This is a genomic window from Pseudomonas sp. SK, from assembly GCF_012975065.1.
Classification (GTDB): domain Bacteria; phylum Pseudomonadota; class Gammaproteobacteria; order Pseudomonadales; family Pseudomonadaceae; genus Aquipseudomonas; species Aquipseudomonas anuradhapurensis.
Window position 1 is genome coordinate 1871960 of sequence record NZ_CP051857.1, and the last position, 22300, is coordinate 1894259.

The window sequence follows — 22300 nt, forward strand, 5'->3', positions numbered from 1 at the left end:
GGTGCCGTACCTGTGGGAGCGGGCGTGCCCGCGAAGAGGCCGGTACAGGCAGTGAAGGAATCTGGGCTATCGCCCGCGCTTCCCGGGCAGCGGCGCAAACAGCGCCTCGATCTCCTCATCCCCCAGGCGCCATTGCCCGGCCTGCCCGCCATCGAGCAGGCTCGCCGCCAGCGCAGCTTTCTCCTGCTGCAACAGCTGGATCTTCTCTTCCACCGTGCCCCGGGTGATCAGCTTGAACACGAACACCGGCTTGTCCTGGCCGATGCGATAGGCGCGATCAGTGGCCTGGTTTTCGCTGGCCGGGTTCCACCAGGGGTCGAAGTGGATCACCGTGTCGGCCGCCGTCAGGTTCAATCCCACGCCACCCGCCTTGAGGCTGATCAGGAACACTTCGCTGTCACCCTGCTGGAATTGCTGCACCGGCGTGCGCCGGTCGCGGGTATCGCCAGTCAGCAGGCTGTAGCGGATCTTGCGCTTGTGCAGCTCCTCCTCGATCAGCGCCAGCATCGAGGTGAACTGTGAAAACAGCAGTACCCGGCGCCCTTCGCTGAGCAGCTCGTCGAGCATTTCCAGCAGCGCGCCCAGCTTGCCCTTGTCAGCCTGGTTGCCTTTGCTCTCCACCCCCTTGACCAGGCGCAGGTCGCAACATACCTGGCGCAGCTTGAGCAGGGCGTCGAGGATGACGATCTGGCTGCGTGCGGCACCATTGCGGGCGATTTCGTCGCGGACCTTCTTGTCCATGGCCACTCGCACCGCCTCGTAGGTGTCACGCTGGGCATCGCTGAGCTCGACCCAGTGCACCATCTCGGTCTTGGCCGGCAGCTCGGTGGCCACCTGCTCCTTGGTACGGCGCAGCAGGAACGGGCGGATGCGCTTGGCCAGGTGGGCCATGCGCTCACTGTCGCCGTGGCGCTCGATCGGCGTGCGGTAGTCCTGGTTGAAGCGTTTCAGGTCGCCCAGCCAGCCAGGCATGAGGAAGTGGAAGATCGACCACAGCTCGCCGAGGTTGTTTTCCATCGGCGTGCCGGTCAGGCACACGCGCTGGCCGGCCTGCAGCTCGCACACGGCCAGGGCGGCCTTGCTGGTGCTGCTCTTGATGTTCTGCGCCTCGTCCAGCACCAGCACGTGCCAGCGCTGGGCGCGCAGGTGTTCGAGGTCGCGGGGGGCCAGGGCATAGGTGGTCAGCACCAGGTCATAAGCGTGCAGGTTGGCGAAGTGCTTGCTGCGCCCTGGCCCGTGCAGGGCCAGTACCCGCAGGCCGGGGGCGAAGCGTTGCGCTTCGTCGAGCCAGTTCGGTATCAGGCTGGTGGGCATGACGGCCAAGGCCGGTGTTTGCAGGCGGCCGGAGGCCTTTTCCAGCAGCAGGTGTGCCAGCGCCTGCAAGGTCTTGCCGAGGCCCATGTCGTCGCCCAGGATGCCGCCGGTGCCCATTTCCCGCAGCGCCTGCAGCCAGTTCAAGCCCTGTTGCTGGTAAGGGCGCAGGCTGGCTTGCAGGCCGGCCGGTGGTTGCACCTGCAGGTCGCGGGCATCGCGCAGACGGCGGCCGAGATCGCGCACATGCTCGCCGCCTTCCCAATGCAGTGGCAGCCCTTCGATTTCGTTCAGGCGCGCGGCGTCGGCGCGGTCCAGGCGTAGCGCTGGGCCGGTGGCATCTTCGTGCAGGTACAGCTCGCCAAGGGTGCCCATGACCGCCTTGATCCGCCCGTAGGGCAGGGCGACGCGCAAGGCCGGGGCGTCCAGGCGCCCGCGGTTGAGGTCGAGCAGCAGGTGCTCGTCATCGCTGCGCCGGGCCAGTTCACTGGGGCGCAGCAGTTCCGGGTTGCTGCGCAGCAGTTGCAGCACGATCGGCAACAGGCTGTGGCGCTGGCCATCGACCACGATGCCAAGCTCCAGGTCGAACCATTCATGGCCGGGTGCTTCGTCAATGCTGGCGTACCAGTCGTCCACCTCCTGCAGGTTGAAGGCGAAGTCGCGGTGGATATCGATGTGCCAACCGGCTTCGCGCAGGCGCGGCAGGCCCTCGCGGGCAAACTGCAGCCAGGCTTCGTCATCGGGCAGCTGGAGCATTTCGCCGGCGCTGTCAGGCAGTGCCTTGCTCTGCCGGGTGGCGGCCTTGAAACCAAGGTCGCGCAGCATCTTGCGCAGTGCCTGCTCGGCCTGGGGTTGGCGGCGGATGCGCTGGCAGGTGTCGCCGACCAGGCGGGTCAGCGGTTTGTCGTCGCTGCCGCTGGCGCGCAGGCCGTCGTAGTCGAAGGCCAGCGCGGCACGGTGTTGCATCTGCCGTTGCATGCGGCCGGTCTTGGGCATGTAGGCGCTGAATTCGAGACTGCCCAGGGTCAGGCACGGGCTGGGCTGCAGGTCGTCAATGAGTTGTTCGTCCAGCGTGGTCGGCGTAGGCAGTTGGTGGTTCAAGGCGTTGAGCTTGTGGCTGAGGGGCACGACAAGATGTTCCGGAACGTCAGGAGCGATGGTCAGTTGCAGGGCAATATGCGGATCGAGGCTGTGCTCGAGCTTGCCCACCACGCTGCCGGTGAAGTCGAAATAGTAAAGTGGCAGCAACGCAATCACGCAGTTCAGCGGCGTTTCACCGTGGTACCAGATGCCCCGATAGTGACCATTGTCCAGCCGTACCCAGCGGAACTCGGCCGCAAGCGTAGGGCCCTCGCGCAGCAGGGGCTTGTTTTCGTCACAGAGCATGCGGCCGGTATGCAGCGCGCGCTGGAACAGCTCGCCGCCTTCCCGGCCTTTGAGCTGGTAGCCGCGGTCCTGGCTGCCGGCCTGATTGAGTGCCGAAAGCAGGCGCAAGATGCGGATATCGTCTTCCTTGACGAAGCGCGGGGGTTCGTAAAGGAAATCGTAGAGTGACTGCACGCGGCTATAGCGCAGCCCCTGGTCTTCGCGTGTGCCTTTGCGTACCCGCAGCGCGCAGCCGGGCTCGTCGGTCAGCAGGAGTTGGTAGCAAACCATGCGCCCGCGTTTGTCTTGGGTTTCGGCAGGCTCCTGCGCAGGCTGTTCGAGACCTTTCAGCCAGCGCTGCAGGTTGGCCGGTAGTGCGTCACCGTCACTTCTCGCCGTGGCCTGTTGTTCGCCCAGGACCAACAGCGCGGCGGCGCAATGCTTGCAGTTGTGCCCGACGGGGCAACTGCACTGGCCGCGTACATGGCAGCGGCCAGCCAAGGCGGTGAGGGTGATCTTCTGCCGATAAGTGCTGCCCTCGCTGCCACGACAGCTGGCTTCGATGAGCGCGCCGCTGCAGTATTCGATCTTTACCCGCTCTTCCCGGGCATAACGCTCGCCGCGCTGCAGGACCGGGCCGGTGAACGACTGGGTCCAGTTCGGGTACTCACGCAGCAACTGCAGAGCGTCACGGCTCATTGCATCACTGCTCCATCATCTCCGGGTCCATCACCGGCATCTTCGGCGTGCCCGGTGGCGTCACCTTCAGCAGCAGCGCCAGGTGCCCGCCGTCAAGGAAGGTCAACTGCCCACCCTTGACGTTGCTGTTGCTCTGCTTGAACTGCTCGCTTTGCAGCACGCTGCCGTTGCCGTCCAGCTGGTTGACCCAGAAGTTGGCCTCGACCGCGATGAAGCGGCCCTCGGTGATGCTCAGGTTGCCTTCGATGGGGAAGTGGCCGAACTGCTCGGCGCCTTCGCCCAGGGCGATGCGGCTGGGTTCGCTGCCAACCCGCTGCTGCCAGGCCTTGTGCATCAGCACGGTGTAGTCGGCAGTGGCTTCCAGGCGGGTGGCTTCGTCTTCCAGCGCCGGGCGGCGCTCGGCGTCCTTTTCCAGGCGCGGGGCGCCGGCGCTCCAGTTTTCCGGGGCAAACGGGCTGGTAAAGGCGGGCACGCTGTTCTGCCGCACCAGGATCATTTCCACCTGATACAGGCCTTCGGCGAAGGCGGCCGGGGCGAACAGCGCCAGCAGCAGGGTCAGGCAACGGATGGCACGCATGGATCTTCCTTAAGCAGGCTGTGGGGTCAGGCGCTCGAACAGCGCCTCCAGGGTATTGAAGCGTTCGTCGGGGCGTTCCATCGGTACCAGGAAGCGGAACTGGGTGGCGCCTTCGAACTTGTAGCGTTTGGGCTGGCCCTGGATCAGCTTGATCAGGGGCAGCGGGTCGACCGGGGTTTCGGCCTCGAACTCGATTTTGCCGCCATTGGGGCCGGCATCGACTTTCTTGATGCCGAGCTTTTCCGCCTGCAGCTTGAGCGAGGTCAGGCGCATCAGGTTCTTGGTCGGCTCGGGCAGCAGGCCGAAGCGGTCGATCATCTCCACCTGCAGGTCCTTGAGGCCTTCTTCGTCGGCGGCCGAGGCGATGCGCTTGTACAGGATCAGCCGTGCGTGCACATCGGGCAGGTAGTCCTCGGGGATCAGCGCCGGCAGGCGCAGGTTGATCTCCGGGCCGCCGCCCAGCGGTTGCTCCAGGTTGGGCTGGGTGCCCTTGCGAATCGCCTTGACTGCGCGTTCGAGCATTTCCATGTACAGGGTGAAGCCCACTGCCTGGATCTGCCCGCTCTGGCCTTCGCCCAGCAATTCGCCGGCACCGCGGATTTCCAGGTCGTTGGTGGCCAGCACGAAGCCGGCACCAAGGTCCTGGGTGTTGGCGATCGCCTCCAGGCGTTTCTCGGCATCGGCGCTGACCTTCTGCCGGGTCGGGGTCAGCAGGTAGGCGTAGGCCTGGTGGTGGCTACGGCCAACCCGGCCGCGCAACTGGTGCAGCTGGGCCAGGCCAAACTTGTCGGCACGCTCGATGACGATGGTGTTGGCGCTGGGCACGTCGATGCCGGTTTCGATGATGGTCGAGGCCACCAGCACGTTGAAGCGCTTGTGGTAGAAGTCGCTCATCACCTGTTCCAGCTCGCGCTCGCGCATCTGCCCATGGCCGATGCCGATGCGTGCCTCGGGGACCAGTTCGGCAAGGTCGGCGGCGCATTTCTCGATGGTTTTCACATCGTTGTGCAGGTAGTACACCTGGCCGCCGCGCAACAATTCACGCAGCAGCGCCTCCTTGACCGTGCTCTTGTTCTGCTCCATGACGAAGGTGCGAACCGACAGGCGGCGCGCCGGTGGCGTGGCGATGATGGACAGGTCGCGCATGCCTGCCACGGCCATGTTCAGCGTGCGCGGAATCGGCGTGGCGGTGAGGGTGAGGATGTCCACCTCGCTGCGCAGGGCCTTGAGCTGTTCCTTCTGGCGCACACCGAAGCGGTGCTCTTCATCGATGATGGCCAGGCCCAGGTCCTTGAAGCGCACGTCGTCCTGCAGCAGCTTGTGGGTGCCGATGAGGATGTCGATCTTGCCTTCGGCCAGGTCGGCGGCGGCGGCGGCCACTTCCTTGGCCGACTTGAAGCGGCTCATCACCTCCACGGTCACCGGCCAGTCGGCGAAGCGGTCGCGGAAGCTGTTGTAATGCTGCTGGGCGAGCAAGGTGGTGGGCACCAGCACCGCCACCTGGCGGCCACTGTGCACGGCAATGAATGCCGCGCGCATGGCCACTTCGGTCTTGCCGAAGCCGACGTCGCCGCACACCAGGCGGTCCATCGGCTTGGGCGCGAGCATGTCGGCGCGCACGGCTTCGATGGCAGCCTGCTGGTCCGGGGTTTCCTCAAACGGGAAGCCGGCGCTGAAGGTGGCGTAATCTGCGGCCGGGTCGGCGAACGCATAGCCCTTGCGCGCGGCGCGGCGGGCATAGATGTCGAGCAGTTCGGCGGCGACATCGCGCACCTGTTCGGCAGCCTTGCGCTTGGCCTTCTGCCAGGCCTCCGAACCCAGCCGGTGCAATGGCGCCAGGGCATCGTCGCTGCCGGTGTAGCGGGCGATCAGGTGCAGGTTGGCCACGGGCACGTACAGCTTGGCGCCCTCGGCGTATTCCAGGGTCAGGAATTCGGCGGCCTGGCCTTCGATTTCCAGGGTGGCCAGGCCCAGGTAGCGGCCTACACCATGGTCGATGTGCACCACCGGTGCGCCTTCACGCAGCTCGGTGAGGTTCTTGATCACCGCGTCGTTGGCGGTTTCGCCACGCTTGTCGCGGCGGCGGCGCTGCATGACGCGCTGGCCGAACAGCGGGCTTTCGGCGATGAGGGCGACGGCCGGGTCGTCCAGCAGCAGGCCATCGTCCAGCGGGGCGATGGTGATCGCCAGGCGTTCGGCACCGGTGATGAAGTCGGCCCAGCCCTCGACGCCCTGGGGGCGCAGTTTCAGCCGCTCAAGCAGCTCCAGCAGCACTTCGCGGCGGCCCGCCGATTCGGCGGTAAACAGCACCCGGCCAGGGAACTGGTCGAGGAACTTGGCCAGTTCGGCCAGCGGCTGGTTGGCCTTGGCCTCGATCGCCAGGTTGGGCAGTGCGCGCGCCGGGAAGCGTTCGCGGCCGACCCCGGGCTCGAGGTCCTCGCTGCTGACCACCACCCGTGGCCATTGCTTGAGCCGGGCGAAGCAGTCTTCCACCGGCAGGAACAGCTCGGCGGGCGGCAGCAAGGGCCGGCTCAGGTCGCCACGGCGGTCTTCATAACGCCCGCGCACGTCGTTCCAGAAATGCTCGGCAGCCTGTTCCACGCCGGGCAGCGAGAACACCTGGGTGTCGGCCGGCAGGTAGTCGAACAGGGTCGAGGTTTCTTCGAAGAACAGCGGCAGGTAGTACTCGATACCGGCGGGGATGATGCCGCTGGCCAGGTCCTGGAAAATCGCGCTGCGGCGGAAGTCGACATCGAAGCGTTCGCGAAAGCGCGCCTTGAAGCGGGTCACTTCCTCTTTCTGCATCGGGAACTCGCGCGCCGGCAGCAGGCGTACCGAGTCGACCTTGTCGATCGAGCGCTGGGTCTCGGGGTCGAAGGTGCGCAGGGTTTCGATCTCGTCATCGAACAGGTCGATGCGGTAGGGCAGCTTGCTGCCCATCGGGAACAGGTCGATCAGCGCCCCGCGCACGGCGAACTCGCCATGCTCGTAGACGGTATCGACACAGCGATAGCCGCTGGCTTCCAGGCGCGTGCGCATCTGTTCGACGTCGATGGTCTGGCCGACGTCCAGCACCAGGCTGCTGCCCAGCAGGAAGCGGGTTGGTGCCAGGCGGTGCAGGGCGGTGGTGACCGGCACCACGAGGATGCCATGGCTCAGCTCCGGCAAGCGGTACAGGCTGGCAATGCGCTGGGAGATGATGTCCTGGTGCGGTGAGAACAGGTCGTAGGGCAGGGTTTCCCAATCGGGGAACGGCAGCACCGGCAGGTCCGGGGCAAAGAAGCGGAGTTCCTGTTCCAGACGATCGGCTGCCTGGCTGTCGGCAGTCAGCAGCAGGGTGAAGCGGCCCGCGCTGCTGGCGGCCTCGGCGATGGCCAGGCTGAGGGCGGCTCCGGGCAGATTACCCCAGGTTTGTTTGCCGGCCGTGGCCGACATTTGCGGTAGGCGCAGAACTGACACGGGAGATTGCACTCCAAGCGTTGCGGCAAAGAGATCGATTGTACCGGTGACGGTGCCGGCTGTCAGGCTCGAAAGGGCATGAACGCTGGCGCGCGTGCCGCGACAGGCGCTCATTGCCGGTTACGCGTTGGGGCGTCATAATGTAGCCCCTTTTTTCTGTCCCTACATGTGGAAGGTTCCCGTGACTCAGAAGCCCGACCAGTGTCTTGGTGAGTGGATCGATCGTGAAGCCCTGGCTGAAGCGATGATCCCGCTTATCGGTCAGCTCTACCGCAACAACAATGTGGTGAGCTCGATTTATGGCCGTAGCCTGATCAACCGTTCGGTTATCTCGATCCTCAAGGCGCACCGCTTTGCGCGCCATCGTCAAGCCGACGAAACCGAACTGTCCGTCCACGAGACATTCCCCCTGCTCAAGGCCATGAGCGAGCTGAAGCTGGGCGCCGCCTCGGTCGACCTCGGCAAGCTGGCCAACAAGTTCAAGCAGGAAGGCAATGGCCGTACTGCCGAGCAGTTCGTCCGTGAGGAACTGGCCGAAGTGGTTGGCCAGCAGAACGCTTCGGCGCGCAAGGGCACCGACGTTGTCCTGTACGGCTTCGGCCGCATCGGCCGCCTGCTGGCGCGCATCCTGATCGAGAAGACCGGTGGCGGCGACGGCCTGCGCCTGCGTGCCATCGTCGTGCGCAAGGGCGCCGAGAACGACCTGGTCAAGCGTGCCAGCCTGCTGCGCCGTGACTCGGTGCACGGCCCGTTCGATGGCACCATCACCATCGACGAAGCCAACAACACCATCACCGCCAACGGCAACCTGATCCAGGTGATCTACGCCAAGAGCCCGAGCGAAGTCGACTACACCCAGTACGGCATCGAAAACGCGCTGATCGTCGACAACACCGGCGTATGGCGTGATGCCGACGGCCTGGGCCAGCACCTGGCCTGCCCGGGTGCTGCCCGTGTGATCCTCACCGCACCTGGCAAGGGCGCGCTGAAGAACATCGTGCACGGCATCAACCACGGTGACATCGCTGCCGATGACAAGATCATCTCGGCCGCTTCCTGCACCACCAACGCCATCGTGCCGGTGCTCAAGGCCATCAACGACCAGTACGGCATCGTCAACGGCCACGTCGAAACCGTTCACTCGTTCACCAACGACCAGAACCTGATCGACAACTTCCACAAGGGCAGCCGCCGTGGCCGTGCCGCGCCGCTGAACATGGTCATCACCGAAACCGGCGCCGCCACTGCTGCCGCCAAGGCACTTCCAGTGCTCAAGGGCAAGCTGACCGGCAACGCCATTCGCGTACCGACGCCGAACGTTTCGATGGCTATCCTGAATCTGAACCTGGAAAAGCCCACCACGCGCGACGAGATCAACGAGTACCTGCGCCAGACCGCCATGCACTCGGAACTGCACAAGCAGATCGACTACGTCAGCTCGCAGGAAGTGGTTTCGACCGACTTCGTCGGCTCGCGCCACGCCGGTGTGGTCGACGCTGAAGCAACCATCGCCAACGATAACCGTGTTGTCCTGTACGTCTGGTACGACAACGAATTCGGTTACAGCTGCCAGGTGGTTCGCGTGATGGAAGAGATGGCCGGTGTGAACCCGCCAGCGTTTCCGCGCTGATTCGCTTGTAAGGCAATGAAAAAACGGGAACCTTCGGGTTCCCGTTTTTTTATCCAGAATTTGTCTTGTCTGTACTGGCCTTATCGCGGATAAATCCGCTCCTACACAGGCGGAGCATATCCTGTAGGAGCGGATTTATCCGCGATAAGGCCAGCACAGCCACCGAGAACCCACCCTTTGCGCAGAGCCCTTCTGTTCATCCTGATGCTCCTGACCGCCTGTAACCAGGGCCCGACCGTCGAACGCCTGGGTGGCCCGACCATGGGCAGCAGTTACAGCATCCAGTACGTCCGCGAGCCTGGCGGCCCGGCGCCGGCCCAAGTCCAGGCGGCGGTCGAGGCCATCCTCAACGGCATCGATCAGCACTACTCAACCTACCGCGGCGACTCCACCGTCAGCCAGTTCAACTTGCTGCCCGCCAACCAGTGCCTGGCCCTGCCGGCCGACATGCTCGAACTGGTCAGCCTGGGCCAGCAACTGGCCGAGCAGAGCGATGGCGCCTTCGACCTCACCGTCGAGCCGTTGCTCGACCTGTGGGGCTTCGGCCCCCAGGCGCGCCACGCGCAGGTGCCCGACCCGCAGGCCCTGGCGCGGGTGCGCCAGCGTGTCGGCTACCGGCACCTGCACATCCAGGGCCAGGCCCTGTGCAAGGACGCCCCGGTGCAGCTCGACTTCAACAGCATGGCCGCCGGCCATGCCGTCGACCTGATCGCTGCGCGCCTGCAGGCCATGGGTGTCGCCAGCTTCGTCGCCGAAGCGACCGGTGAGCTCAAGGCGGTCGGCCGCAAGCCTGACGGCAGCCCCTGGCGCATCGCCCTGGAGCTGCCCCGCGAAGACCGCCAGATCGCCCGGCAGATCATTCCGCTCAATGGCCTTTCAGTATCAACCTCGGGTGACTATCGGCACTATTTCGAGGACAATGGCCGGCGCTATTCGCACACCTTCGATGCCCGCCTCGGGCGCCCGGTGCAGCACGACCTGGCCGCGGTCAGCGTGCTCGATGCCTCGGCACTGCGGGCAGACGGCTATTCGACGCTGCTGTTGATCCTGGGCCCGCAACGCGGTTGGGATTTTGCCGTGGCGCATGGCCTGCCTGCGGTGCTGGTGACTCGGGTCGAGGGTGGCTTCGTCTCCCGAGCTACGCCCGCGTTCGAACGGGCAGTGAAAGGCGAGTGAAAGCACAAGCAGGGATGATCGCCGCCAGGGAGTGGGTGAACCACATGTAGTGCGGGCAAAATTGGCCTACGACGCGACCAAGGGTTAATGTGCGCGGCGTTCACGCTTGATTAGACTGCACCCGAATTTTCTCATGGCGCCCCGGCGGCATGATCGCGCCCCGCGAGCGACCGTGGCTTGCGGGCCAGTTCTGAAGGAGTACGCATGGCTGTCTACAACTACGACGTAGTGGTGCTGGGTTCCGGCCCGGCCGGGGAAGGCGCGGCAATGAACGCCGCCAAAGCAGGGCGCAAGGTGGCGATGGTCGACAGCCGTCGCCAGGTCGGGGGCAACTGCACCCACCTGGGTACCATCCCGTCCAAGGCACTGCGTCACTCGGTGCGGCAGATCATGCAGTTCAACACCAACCCGATGTTCCGAGCCATCGGCGAGCCGCGCTGGTTCTCGTTCCCCGACGTGCTGAAGAGCGCCGAGAAGGTCATTGCCAAGCAGGTGGCATCGCGCACCGGCTATTACGCCCGTAACCGCGTCGATGTGTTCGTCGGTACCGGCAGCTTCGCCGACGAGCAGACCATCGAAGTGGTGTGCCCGAACGGCGTGGTGGAAAAGCTCAACGCCAAGCACATCATCATCGCCACCGGCTCGCGCCCCTACCGCCCGGCCGACATCGACTTCAACCACCCGCGCGTCTACGACAGCGACACCATCCTCAGCCTCAGCCACACCCCGCGCAAGTTGATCGTGTACGGCGCCGGCGTGATCGGTTGCGAATACGCCTCGATCTTCAGCGGCCTGGGCGTGCTGGTGGAGCTGGTGGACAACCGCGGCCAGTTGTTGAGTTTCCTCGATTCGGAAATTTCCCAGGCGCTGAGCTACCACTTCAGCAACAACAACATCACCGTGCGCCACAACGAAGACTACGAGCGTGTCGAAGGCCTGGACAACGGTGTGATCCTGCACCTGAAGTCGGGCAAGAAGATCAAGGCCGACGCCTTGCTGTGGTGCAACGGCCGTACCGGCAACACCGACAAGCTGGGCCTGGAAAACATCGGCATCAAGGTCAACAGTCGCGGCCAGATCGAGGTCGACGAGAGCTACCGCACCAGCGTGCCGAACATCTACGGTGCCGGTGACGTGATCGGCTGGCCAAGCCTGGCCAGTGCCGCCCACGACCAGGGCCGCTCGGCCGCGGGCAGCATCGTCGACAATGGCAGCTGGCGTTTCGTCAACGACGTGCCGACCGGCATCTACACCATTCCCGAGATCAGCTCGATCGGCAAGAACGAGCAGGAGCTGACCCAGGCCAAGGTGCCGTACGAAGTGGGCAAGGCCTTCTTCAAGAGCATGGCCCGTGCGCAGATTGCCGGTGAGCCGCAAGGCATGCTGAAGATCCTGTTCCATCGCGAAACACTGGAAGTGCTGGGCGTGCACTGCTTCGGCTACCAGGCTTCGGAAATCGTCCACATCGGCCAGGCGGTGATGAACCAGCCGGGCGAGCTGAACAACCTGAAGTACTTCGTCAACACCACGTTCAACTACCCGACCATGGCCGAAGCCTATCGGGTAGCTGCCTACGACGGCCTGAACCGGCTTTTTTGAGCGGCTCCGACCGGTGGCCTGAGCCGGTCGGAGAGACCGATTTCAACCCTGCCCGAGGGTGGTCTTGGCCAAACCGGGAAAGTCTGTAATCAGGCTGTCCACGCCAAAGTCAGCGAGCCGGCGCATCAGTGCCGGTTCGTTGACCGTCCACACCGACACGTGCAACCCCTGGCTCTGCGCTTTCAACAGGCGCTCCGGCGTGCACAGTGTCCAGTTCAATGCCAGCAGGTCACAGCCGTAGTTCTGCGCCACCTTCAACGGGTCGAGCCAGGCGTATTCGGCCACCAGCCCGCGTTTCACATCCGGCACCAGTTCCTGTGCGGCACCCAGCACTTCGCGCGAGCTGGAGGTGATGGTCACCTTGTCCAGCAGGCCGTACTGCTGGGCCAGTTCACGGATCGCCAGCACGGTAGTAGCCGCGCGGGTGCGTGAAGCGCTTTTCACTTCCAGCTGCCAGTGCTCGAACGGGCATTTCTGGAACAGTTCTTCCAGCCGCGGGATGGGGCAGGGCTGGACGTGGCCCGGGCCGCCCTTGCGGGCGTCGATCCGGACCAGGTCGGCGGCGGTGTGTTCGACCACCTTGCCGCGCTTGCCGGTGGTGCGTTTGAGGGTGGGGTCGTGAATCACCATCAGCTCGTTGTCGGCCGACAGGTGCAGGTCCAGCTCGCAGCGGGTCACGCCGTGGGCCAGGCATTGCTGGAAGCTCTTCAGGGTATTCTCGGGCGCTTCGCCCTTGGCGCCGCGATGGCCGTAGATCAGGGTCACGTTCGTTCCTTCAAATCAGGGAAAAATGGGCTCAGGAGGCGGGGTCGTTCTGTTCCAGCTGCTGGCGCCGTTGTTGTTGCTGACGCTGCAGGATGTAGCGCGCCAGCAGTTGACGCTGGGCGTCGCTCATGTCGGTGAATTCGGTGCCGACCTCGAAGCCGCCCTCCGGGCGCGGGTCGCAATGGCTGACCTTGCCGCGCAGCAGCAGGCCATGGGCGCGCGGCATCAGCACCATCTTCACCTTCACCCGGGTCCCGGGGGCCAGCCGCGTGGCTTGGGTGAATTCGATGCCACCCTCGGAAATGACCACCGGCTGGGGCTGGCCCACTTCGCCGATCAGGGTCTGGGCAACCACCGCGCTGAGCAGGTCGAGGCGTTTGTTCTGCGCGCGCAGGAACGCGGCGAGGGTGCGGTCCTTTTCGCTCAGCTGACGCAGCAGGTGCTGCGACTCGAAGTCGGACAGGTGCAGCTCGCTGAGCAGGTTGAACAGCGGCGAATCATCTTGCAACACATCTGGGTCAAGGGCTTCGGCCGCGCTGAGGGGGCTGATTTGAAGTGCGATCTGATCTTCGATGCGGTAGTATTCGCGGCGATCTTCTTCGTCTAATGTCGTCATGGCGAACCCAAGGTAGCGGCGGTGGTCCGAGTGTAAAGCCGCCGTAGGCGCCTCGCCACAAGGACGTTCCCTTTCATCCGAACAAGCCCCGACATGTTCAGACCTCTTTTCGCATTCATCGGCACGCGTTATACCCGTGCCAAACGTCGCAATCACTTCGTCTCGTTCATTTCCCTGACCTCGATGATCGGCCTCGCCCTGGGCGTGGTGGTGATGATCGTGGTGCTCTCGGTGATGAACGGTTTCGACCACGAGATGCGCACCCGCGTGCTGGGCATGATCCCGCATGCCACGCTGGAGAGCGGCCAGCCCATAGCCGACTGGCCGGCCCTTGCCCAACAAGTAAAGCAGAATCCGCAGGTGCTGGCGGTTGCGCCGTTCACCCAGATGCAGGGCCTGCTGACCCATGACGGCAAGGTGCAAAAGGTGCTGCTCAACGGTATCGACCCAGCCCGCGAGCGCGAGGTGTCGATCATCGACAGGTTCGTCCTGCAGGGCCGCCTCGACCAGCTGGCGCCGGGCGAGTGGGGCATCATGATCGGCGACAAGGCCGCGGCCAAGCTGGGGGTGTCGATTGGCGACAAGCTGACCTTCGTCGCCCCCGAGGTCAGCGTGACCCCGGCCGGCATGTTCCCGCGCATGAAGCGCTTCACCGTGGTCGGTACCTTCCACGTCGGGGCGGGCGAGATCGATGGCTACCTGGGCCTGACCAACATCAGCGACCTGTCCCGCCTGCACCGCTGGAAACCCGACCAGGTGCAGGGCCTGCGCCTGAAGTTCGACGACCTGTTCCAGGCGCCGCGAGTGGCCTGGGATATCGCCCAGCGCCTGGGTGACCAGGAGTTCTACAGCCGTGACTGGACCCGCACCCACGGCAACCTGTACCAGGCGATCCGCATGGAAAAGGCCATGATCGGCCTGCTGTTGCTGCTGATCGTGGCCGTGGCGGCATTCAACATCATTTCCACCTTGGTCATGGTGGTCAACGACAAGCGCGGCGACATCGCCATCCTGCGCACCCTGGGCGCCACGCCCGGGCAGATCATGCTCATCTTCATGGTCCAGGGCACGGTGATCGGGGTGATCGGTACCCTGATCGGCGCCGTGGTCGGGATCGTCGCCGCGCTGAACGTCAGCGCGGTGATCGCCGGCATCGAGAAACTGATCGGGCACAAGTTCCTCAATGCCGACGTGTACTTCATCGATTACCTGCCGTCGCAGATCCAGGCCCAGGACGTGTACATGGTCTGTGCTGCGGCGCTGGTCCTGAGTTTCTTCGCCACCCTGTACCCGGCCTGGCGTGCGGCGCGCACCCAGCCTGCAGAGGCGCTACGTTATGAGTGAGTCGCGCATGAGTGATAAAGCCGTTCTGAGTTGCCGCAACCTGGGCAAGTCCTACGACGAGGGCCCGGAGTCGGTGCAGGTACTGTCCGGGCTCAACCTCGAGCTGCACGCCGGTGAGCGCGTGGCCATCGTCGGCAGTTCGGGCTCCGGCAAGAGTACCTTGCTCAACCTGCTGGGCGGCCTCGACCGGCCGACCCAGGGCAGCGTCTGGCTGGCCGGCGAGGAGCTGTCGGCGCTGGGCGAGCGGGCGCGCGGCCTGCTGCGCAACCGGGAGCTGGGCTTTGTCTACCAGTTCCACCACCTGCTGCCGGAGTTCACGGCGATCGAAAACGTGTGCATGCCGTTGCTGATCGGCCGCACACCGATCCCCGAGGCCCGTGAGCGTGCCGAGGCGCTGCTCAAGCGGGTCGGCCTGGCCCACCGCTACAACCACAAGCCGGCCGAGCTGTCCGGCGGCGAGCGCCAGCGGGTGGCGATTGCCCGGGCGCTGGTCAACCGCCCCGGCCTGGTGATGCTCGACGAGCCGACCGGCAACCTCGATCACCACACCGCGCAGGGCATCCAGGAGTTGATGCAGGAACTGTCCAGTGCCTCGCGCACCGCGTTCCTGGTGGTGACCCACGACCTCAACCTGGCACGCCAGATGGACCGCGTGCTGAAGCTCGACGACGGTCACCTGGTGGCGATCTGATCGACTGCACGGGGTGGCCGCGCTGCCCCGTTTTCCTGTTTTCATTGGGTGTTTCCGTACATGTTCAGACCCTTGCCCATCTTCATCGGCGCGCGCTACACCCGAGCCAAGCGCCGCAACCACTTCATCTCGTTCATCTCGATGACCTCGATGATCGGCCTGTCGCTGGGCGTACTGGCGATGATCGTGGTGCTGTCGGTGATGAACGGTTTCCAGCGCGAAATGAGCTCGCGCATTCTCGGCCTGGTACCGCACGCCGCCATCCTCGGCGCGCAGCCACTGGATGACTGGCACAAGGTGGCCGATGCGGCCCTGCAGGACCCGGCAGTGATGGCAGCAGCGCCGATTACCGAAATGGAAGGCATGCTGTCGTACAAGGGGGCGATGCAGCCGATCCAGGTCGGCGGCATCGACCCGGCCGAGGAGGGCAAGGTCTCGATCGTCGGTCAGCACATCGTCCAGGGCCGCCTGCAGGACCTGCAGCCGGGCGAGTTCGGTGTGGTCATCGGCGAGCTGACCGCACGCCGCTTCCGCCTCAACACCGGTGACAAGCTGACCCTGATCGTGCCGGAAATCAGCAAGGAACCCGGCGGTATCACACCGCGCATGCAGCGCCTGACCGTGGTCGGCATCTTCAAGGTGGGTGCCGAGCTGGACGGCTCGCAGGCCTACATCCATGTGGCCGATGCCGGCGCCATGCAGCGCTGGGCGCCGGGCCAGGTGCAGGGCGTGCGCCTGAAGCTGCACGACCTGTATGCCGCGCCGCAGGTGTCCAAGGCCATCGCTGCCAGGCTGGGCGATGCCTACCGTGCCGATGACTGGTCGCATACCCAGGGCAGCCTGTTCAGCGCCATGAAGATGGAAAAAACCATGATCGGCCTGCTGTTGATGATGATCATCGCGGTGGCCGCGTTCAACATCATCGCCACCCTGGTGATGGTGGTGAACGACAAGGGCCCCGACATCGCCATCCTGCGCACCCTCGGTGCCACGCCGGCGCAGATCATGGGCACGTTCATGGTCCAGGGCAGCCTGATCGGCATCGTCGGTACGCTGATTGGCGGCGTGCTGGGGGTGATTGCAGCGTTCAATGTCAGCCAGATCGTCGGCTGGCTGGAGCGGGTGAGCGGGCAGCACATCTTTACTTCGGATGTGTACTTCATCAGCAGCCTGCCATCGCAGTTGCAGTGGGGCGATGTGGCGATCATCTGCACGGCCGGGTTGGTGATGAGCTTCCTGGCGACCATCTACCCGGCTTATCGGGCATCGCAGGTGCAGCCGGCGATTGGCCTGGCTGTCTGATGTCTGCTTGAGATTTTGCGGGCGCTTTGCGCCCCATCGCGACACAAGGCCGCTGCTACAAGGGTTTGAGCCCAACCTGATCGCTGTCCCCTGTAGGAGCGGCCTTGTGTCGCGATGGGCTGCAAAGCAGCCCCCGGTTCACCGATCTTCGGTAAACTCGATCACGAACCGCGTCCAACCATCCACACACTCTGCCCGAATGCGCCCGCCATGGGCCTGCACGATCGACCGGGTAATCGCCAGCCCCAACCCCGCATGCTCGCTAGTGCCTTCGCGCCGCGCCGGGTCCACCCGGTAGAAGCGGTCGAACAAGCGCGGTAATGCGGCCGGGTCGATGGTCCCTCCGGTATTTGCCACGCACAGCGTCGGCCCAGGCGCCAGCGTCACCTGTATCTGCCCTCCCGCAGGGGTAAAGCGCAAGGCATTGTCGAGCAGGTTGGACAGCGCTCGGCGCAGCATGTGCCGGTCGCCCTGCAGGCAGGCCTCACCCTCGCGCGACAGCTGTACGTTGCTGTCCTCGGCCAATGGGGCGTAGTACTCCAGCAGCGCATCCACTTCCTCATGCAGCGCCAGCGGCGCTCGCCCCGGTACCAGCAGGCCATGGTCGGCCTTGGCCAGGAACAGCATGTCGTTGATCATCTGCGCCATCCGCTGCAGTTCTTCCAGGTTGCCATGCAGGGCCTCGCGGTATTCCTCGAGGCTGCGCGGGCGGGTGAGGGTGACCTGGGTATGGGTCAGCAGGTTGGACAGCGGTGTGCGCAGCTCGTGGGCGATGTCGGCAGAGAATGCCGACAGACGCTGGAAGGCATCGTCCAGACGCTGCAGCATGGCGTTCATGGCGCTGGCCAGCTCGGCCAGCTCTTCGGGCATCTGCGCCACCGGCAGGCGGGTGGTCAACGAACGTGCCGACACGCTGGCGGCTACCTGGCCCATCTGCCGCAACGGGCGCAGCCCGCGGCGTGCGGCCCAGGCGCCGAGCAGCGCGGTGGCCAGCGCCGATAGGCCGACCGTCAACCAGATCAGGCGCTGCATGCCCTGCAGGAAGTGCTGGTGGTGGGTGATATCGAGGTACAGGGCCAGTTGCGGCGACTGCGCGGCGTCTTGTACCAGGTACACGGCCAGGCTGCGGTAGTCCGTGCCTTGCTCATGCAAGGTCGCCAGCCCACCGGGCAGCGGTGCCTGGGGCAGGCCCGTGCGGCTTTCGAACCAGGTGGCACCGTCGCTGCCACTGATGCGCAGGGCCAGGTCGGCCTGGTGGCCGAGTTCATCGCGCAGCGCTGGCAGGCGCGCCTGCAGTTCGGCCGCGCTGCTGAGGCCGGCCAGCTGGGAACGGAACAGCGACAGGCGCGAGTCGAGCAGTTGCTGGTCCAGTTCGACGAAGTGCTGCGCACTGGCCCGGCTGAATATCAGGCCTGCGCCGAGCGAGACGGCGGCAGTGCAGGCGGCGAACAGCAGGGCCAGGCGGCTGCCAAGGGAAACCCGGCGCATCATTCCTCGCGCTCTTCGAGGACGTAGCCCATGCCGCGCACGGTGTGGATCAGCTTGTTGGGGTGCGGGTCGTCGATCTTCAGCCGCAGGCGGCGGATCGCGACCTCGATCACATTGGTGTCGCTGTCGAAATTCATGTCCCACACCTGCGAGGCGATCAGCGATTTGGGCAGCACCTCGCCCTGGCGGCGCAGCAGCAGTTCGAGCAGGGCGAACTCCTTGGCGGTCAGGTCGATGCGCTGGCCGGCACGCTCGGCGCGCCGGCGGATCAGGTCCAGGCGCAGGTCGGCCAGGCCGAGGGTGGTGTCCTGGCTGGGGCTGGTGCCTCGGCGCAACAGGCTGCGCACGCGTGCCAGCAGTTCGGAGAAGGCGAACGGCTTGACCAGGTAATCGTCGGCGCCCAGCTCCAGCCCGTGGACCCGGTCCTCGACCGCGTCGCGGGCGGTGAGGAACAGCACCGGTGTATCCAGGCCGGCCTGGCGCACGGCCTGGAGAATCTGCCAGCCGTCCCGCCCGGGCAGCATCACGTCGAGGATCAGCAGGTCGTGGTCGCCGGTCAGCGCCAGGAACTGGCCGGTCTCGCCGTCGTTGGCCAGCTCGGTGGCGAAGCCGGCTTCGTTCAGGCCCTGGCACAGGTACTGGCCGGTGCGGGCCTGGTCTTCGACGATCAGCAGTTTCATTGGGGCATGGCTCCAGGTAGCGCAGGGCTTTGGCCGAGATGATACGTGACGATGCAGCCGCTCGGCCAAACTGACAAAGTTGTAATTCCCCGGTAACCGCCTGGTGACTTGCGCTCCAAGGCAGGGCGCAAAACCGGTAGACTAGGCACAATTTCGAACCTTCAGGTCAGTTTCCATGCATCCCGCTGCCGAACATTCCCCGCTGGGCAAGTCCAGCGAATACATCGCCACCTATTCCCCGCAGCTGCTGTTCCCGATCCCGCGTACCGCGAAATGGGCCGAACTGGGGGTCACCGCCCAGACCTTGCCCTGGCAGGGTGTGGATTACTGGAACTGCTTCGAGCTGAGCTGGCTGCTGCCCTCGGGCAAGCCGGTGGTGGCGATCGGCGAGTTCGCCATCCCGGCCGATTCGCCGAACATCATCGAGTCGAAGTCGTTCAAGCTGTACCTCAATTCGCTGAACCAGACCGTGTTCGCCTCGTCTGGCGAGCTGCAGGCCTGCCTGGAAAAAGACTTGTCCGCCGCGGCCGGCAAGCCGGTTGGCGTGCAGCTGCGCAGCCTGGCCGAAGTCGAGGCGCAGGGCGTGGTGGCCTTGCCGGGGCAGTGCATCGATGCGCTCGACGTTGCCATCAGCAACTACCAGCAGCCGCAGCCCGAACTGCTGCGCTGCAACCCGGATCAGGTGGTGGAAGAAACCCTGCACAGCCACCTGCTGAAATCCAATTGCCCGGTCACCGGCCAGCCGGACTGGGGCAGCGTGGTGGTCGACTACAAGGGCCCGGCGCTGGACCCTGCCAGCCTGCTGACCTACCTGGTCAGCTTCCGCCAGCATGCCGACTTCCATGAGCAGTGCGTGGAACGGATCTACCTCGACCTGAAGAACCTGCTGCAGCCGGAGTTTCTGACGGTGTATGCGCGCTATGTGCGCCGCGGAGGGCTGGACATCAACCCGTACCGCAGCACCCGCGCGATCAGCCCGCAGAACCAGCGCCTGGTTCGCCAGTAAGGTATCGGGGCCGCTTTGCGGCCCATCGCCGGCACGCCAGCTCCTGCAGGTATTGCAGATGGCCCGAGGCCGATGCGGTCGAGGTCGGAGCTGGCGTGCCGGTGAAAGGGGGGGGGGCAAAGCACCCCCGCTTTTTCAGATGCCCATACTGTGCAGCGAGTTGGCAATGCTGCGCAGGGTGGCGGTGAGGTCGGGGTGGTCGGCCTCGAAGCGTTCGATCGCCAGGTTCACGCCGTCTACCAGGTTATGGTCTGGGGTGGCTTCTTCAAGTTTCAGTTGCGCCTCGATCTGGCGCGCTTCTTCATGCAGCGCGGCCAGTTCTTCGTCAGAAAGCGGCACGTTGCGGTCCAGTTGCTCGCGCAAGCTGTTCAGGCGCTCTTGCAATTCGCGGGCAGGCATTGGTAGTTCTCCATCAATGGCTTGGCAAGCCATGGACCTCAGCGAAGCGGCAAAGGTTCTGGCTTGTGTTCAGCGTAATCCACCTGCCGCAGCTTTGCATGATCCGTGTCAACGCTGCTGTATCAGGGTTTTTCGCCCTTGCGCCGCCGCTGGGCGATGTCCAGCAGGCAGGTGTCCAGCGCTTCGAGGTGGTCGATCACCGAATGCACACCCAGGCTGAACAGTTCCAGCGTCGCCTTGCCCCGGGCCAGGTCCTGTTGCTGTGCGGTCATGGCCTGCCAGTGCCGCGAGCTGGGGTCGCAGAACGGGCTGCAAGCGGCCAGCCCCACCGTCCACAGCCCCGCATTGAGGCCAGACTGCAGCAGCCGCGGCTCGCCGCTGACCAGCACGCAGCCATCCAGGCGTGCGCTGCCCAGCGTCATCAGCGCCTGCCAGCAGGCGTTCGGCGCCGGCCAGCGTGTGCCCTGCACGGTATGCCCTGGCAGCCAGTCGGGCAGTACCTGGGCCAGGCGCTGGTTCTGGTTGGCGTCGAGCTCATCCAGCCAGATGCACGGCACCTGGCGCTGGCGCAGGCTGGCCAGGCTGGCCAGCGCGCCAGGGGCGGGCGAGGGCGCGCCATCGGCGGTTTGCACCAGGCAGCCACGCAAGCCGAACAGCACAGCGGTGAAGGCGGGTGCAGCGTCCATGGCAACGTCCCCAAATAGTCCGCAGGCTATTCGGCGATTGTTACCGCCCTGTGACAGCGGGTATGGCGCAACAGTTGTTCACAAATTATTGAGCAACGTTGTGTAAAGCTGCTTATCAGCCCGCAAGTCTCTATACTGCCGCGGTACAGCAGCGCCCCGTTGCGCTTGCGACCGAGAAATCCGATGGAGAAACACCTATGCGTAGGATCGGTGCCAGTGTGATCGAACGTGTCACCCAGGCCTGTGTCTGCGCCAGCATGCTGCTGGCGCCCGTGGCAGCTACCCAGGCCGCCACCGAGGAAGATCCCTGGGAAGCGGTCAACCGCCCGATCTTCCGCTTCAACGATACGCTTGACACCTATGCCCTCAAGCCTCTGGCCAAGGGCTACCAGGCGGTAACCCCGCAGTTCCTCGAAGATGGCATCCACAACATCTTCCGCAACCTCGGTGATGTGACCAACCTGGCCAACGACCTGTTGCAGTTCAAGCCACATGCGGCGGGCGTGGACACGGCGCGACTGATCGTCAACACCACCTTCGGCCTGGGCGGCTTCTTCGACGTCGGCACCCGGATGGGTTTGCAGCGCAACGACGAAGACTTCGGCCAGACCCTCGGCTACTGGGGCGTGCCGAGTGGCCCGTACGTGGTCATCCCGCTGCTGGGGCCGAGCACCGTGCGTGACGGCGTGGCCAAGTACCCGGACACCTACACCGAACCCTACCGCTACATCGACCATGTGCCGACGCGCAACTCGATCTTCGCCCTGGACGTGATCGACACCCGCGCCGACCTGCTCTCGGCCGAGAAGCTGATCCAGGGTGACAAGTACATCTTCATTCGCAATGCCTACCTGCAGAACCGCGAGTTCAAGGTCAAGGATGGCGAGGTCGAAGACGACTTCTGATCTGCTGCCTGGCTGATCCTGCGCGATTGCCCTTCCTGCGCGATTCCCCGTGTAGGAGCGGCCTGGTGTCGCGATGGGCTGCGCAGCAGCCCCGGCGATTCATGCAGCAAAGCTGAAACCCGGGGCTGCTGCGCAGCCCATCGCGACACCAGGCCGCTCCTACAAGGGGCGCCAGGCAGGGCAATCAATGCATGGCCAGAATCCGCAGGCCGAACTTCTGTTGGCCACCCGGCTGGTCGGCAATCCACACCACTTCGGTGCTGGCATGCAGCCCCTTCAACGCCGGATGCTCGGATTCGATCCGCACCTCGATTCGGTCCCCCACCTGGAAGTGCTGCGCGGCCTGTACCTGCATGCCGCTGCTGGACAGGTCCAGGCACACGGCGGCAATTACCTGGCCTTCATGCAGCAGGCTGACCTCGGCATCGATGCGCATGCGGATGAAGTCGCGTTTCTCGGCATGGCTGGAGGGCGTGTGGGACATGCGGCATGCTTCCTGTCGGTTACGCTGGACGACTTTCTTATAACTCCCGGTGATTTGCGCTGTAAAGTGCGGCGAGGTCGACCCTTGCATGCTTGAAACGCCTGCCGGATGGGAGTAC

18 protein-coding genes are annotated in these 22300 nt (G+C 64.9%); 8 read left to right on the top strand and 10 right to left on the bottom strand.

The genetic code is table 11. The features are described 5' to 3' along the window. Positions 1-66 precede the first annotated feature (66 nt). The 3 genes from HG549_RS08595 to mfd are packed head-to-tail and all read right to left on the bottom strand — an operon-like array spanning position 67 to position 7411. On the bottom strand, positions 67-3375 hold the full coding sequence (locus HG549_RS08595; protein WP_170029098.1) for a DEAD/DEAH box helicase: 3309 nt from the start codon (positions 3373-3375) through the stop codon (positions 67-69). 4 nt (positions 3376-3379) lie between these two features. Beyond that, positions 3380-3952, bottom strand: coding sequence for a CsiV family protein (locus HG549_RS08600; RefSeq protein WP_170029099.1), 573 nt, complete (start codon positions 3950-3952; stop codon positions 3380-3382). Positions 3953-3961: 9 nt separating this feature from the next. Next, on the bottom strand, positions 3962-7411 hold the full coding sequence (mfd, locus tag HG549_RS08605) for a transcription-repair coupling factor (RefSeq protein WP_170029100.1): 3450 nt from the start codon (positions 7409-7411) through the stop codon (positions 3962-3964). 166 nt (positions 7412-7577) lie between these two features. Here mfd and HG549_RS08610 point away from each other — a divergent pair, with 166 nt between their 5' ends. The 3 genes from HG549_RS08610 to sthA all read left to right on the top strand — a co-directional run bounded on the left by HG549_RS08610 (position 7578) and on the right by sthA (position 11816). Then, the gene (locus tag HG549_RS08610) at positions 7578-9041 is read left to right on the top strand and encodes a glyceraldehyde-3-phosphate dehydrogenase (protein ID WP_170029101.1); all 1464 of its coding nucleotides are present in this window, start codon (positions 7578-7580) and stop codon (positions 9039-9041) included. A 177-nt stretch (positions 9042-9218) separates the two neighbouring features. After that, positions 9219-10217 (top strand): FAD:protein FMN transferase, encoded by a 999-nt coding sequence (locus HG549_RS08615; RefSeq protein ID WP_170029102.1) that lies wholly within the window; start codon positions 9219-9221, stop codon positions 10215-10217. A gap of 204 nt (positions 10218-10421) precedes the next feature. Next, positions 10422-11816: a Si-specific NAD(P)(+) transhydrogenase gene (sthA, locus tag HG549_RS08620; RefSeq protein WP_170029103.1), complete on the top strand. Its 1395-nt coding sequence runs from the start codon at positions 10422-10424 to the stop codon at positions 11814-11816. Between the two features lie 42 nt (positions 11817-11858). Here the strand turns inward: sthA and HG549_RS08625 are convergent, their stop codons facing one another. Together HG549_RS08625 and HG549_RS08630 are read right to left on the bottom strand one after the other, a co-directional pair. Beyond that, the gene (locus HG549_RS08625) at positions 11859-12581 is read right to left on the bottom strand and encodes a glycerophosphodiester phosphodiesterase (protein WP_170029104.1); all 723 of its coding nucleotides are present in this window, start codon (positions 12579-12581) and stop codon (positions 11859-11861) included. Between the two features lie 31 nt (positions 12582-12612). Further along, entirely contained in the window at positions 12613-13197 is a 585-nt protein-coding gene (locus HG549_RS08630) for a PilZ domain-containing protein (protein ID WP_170029105.1), read from the bottom strand. 93 nt (positions 13198-13290) lie between these two features. Between HG549_RS08630 and HG549_RS08635 the strand changes: the two genes are divergently transcribed. Genes HG549_RS08635 through HG549_RS08645 form a run of 3 tightly spaced genes read left to right on the top strand, consistent with a single transcriptional unit; the run spans position 13291 to position 16534 of the window. Further along, on the top strand, positions 13291-14541 hold the full coding sequence (locus tag HG549_RS08635) for a lipoprotein-releasing ABC transporter permease subunit (protein WP_170029106.1): 1251 nt from the start codon (positions 13291-13293) through the stop codon (positions 14539-14541). A 7-nt stretch (positions 14542-14548) separates the two neighbouring features. Continuing rightward, positions 14549-15232, top strand: coding sequence for a lipoprotein-releasing ABC transporter ATP-binding protein LolD (gene lolD / locus HG549_RS08640; RefSeq protein ID WP_170029107.1), 684 nt, complete (start codon positions 14549-14551; stop codon positions 15230-15232). Positions 15233-15292: 60 nt separating this feature from the next. After that, positions 15293-16534 carry a lipoprotein-releasing ABC transporter permease subunit gene (locus HG549_RS08645; protein WP_170029108.1) on the top strand — a complete coding sequence of 414 codons (1242 nt, stop codon included), beginning with the start codon at positions 15293-15295 and terminating at the stop codon, positions 16532-16534. A 138-nt stretch (positions 16535-16672) separates the two neighbouring features. Here the strand turns inward: HG549_RS08645 and HG549_RS08650 are convergent, their stop codons facing one another. Together HG549_RS08650 and cinR are read right to left on the bottom strand one after the other, a co-directional pair. Next, entirely contained in the window at positions 16673-18025 is a 1353-nt protein-coding gene (locus HG549_RS08650; RefSeq protein WP_170029109.1) for a heavy metal sensor histidine kinase, read from the bottom strand. Then, the gene (gene cinR, locus HG549_RS08655; protein ID WP_170029110.1) at positions 18022-18702 is read right to left on the bottom strand and encodes a two-component system response regulator CinR; all 681 of its coding nucleotides are present in this window, start codon (positions 18700-18702) and stop codon (positions 18022-18024) included. Before cinR ends, HG549_RS08650 begins: the two co-directional genes overlap by 4 nt. 175 nt (positions 18703-18877) lie before the next feature. Between cinR and queF the strand changes: the two genes are divergently transcribed. Continuing rightward, entirely contained in the window at positions 18878-19708 is an 831-nt protein-coding gene (gene queF / locus HG549_RS08660) for an NADPH-dependent 7-cyano-7-deazaguanine reductase QueF (RefSeq protein ID WP_170029111.1), read from the top strand. A gap of 135 nt (positions 19709-19843) precedes the next feature. Here queF and HG549_RS08665 read toward each other — a convergent pair whose 3' ends face one another. Both HG549_RS08665 and HG549_RS08670 read right to left on the bottom strand, forming a co-directional pair. After that, the gene (locus HG549_RS08665) at positions 19844-20107 is read right to left on the bottom strand and encodes a DUF4404 family protein (RefSeq protein WP_015269548.1); all 264 of its coding nucleotides are present in this window, start codon (positions 20105-20107) and stop codon (positions 19844-19846) included. A 122-nt stretch (positions 20108-20229) separates the two neighbouring features. Next, positions 20230-20793, bottom strand: coding sequence for a phosphonoacetaldehyde phosphonohydrolase-related protein (locus tag HG549_RS08670; protein WP_170029112.1), 564 nt, complete (start codon positions 20791-20793; stop codon positions 20230-20232). A 197-nt stretch (positions 20794-20990) separates the two neighbouring features. Here HG549_RS08670 and HG549_RS08675 point away from each other — a divergent pair, with 197 nt between their 5' ends. Next, positions 20991-21698, top strand: coding sequence for a VacJ family lipoprotein (locus HG549_RS08675; RefSeq protein ID WP_170029113.1), 708 nt, complete (start codon positions 20991-20993; stop codon positions 21696-21698). A gap of 184 nt (positions 21699-21882) precedes the next feature. Here HG549_RS08675 and HG549_RS08680 read toward each other — a convergent pair whose 3' ends face one another. After that, the gene (locus HG549_RS08680) at positions 21883-22182 is read right to left on the bottom strand and encodes a PilZ domain-containing protein (RefSeq protein ID WP_170029114.1); all 300 of its coding nucleotides are present in this window, start codon (positions 22180-22182) and stop codon (positions 21883-21885) included. Between the last annotated feature and the right edge of the window lie 118 nt (positions 22183-22300).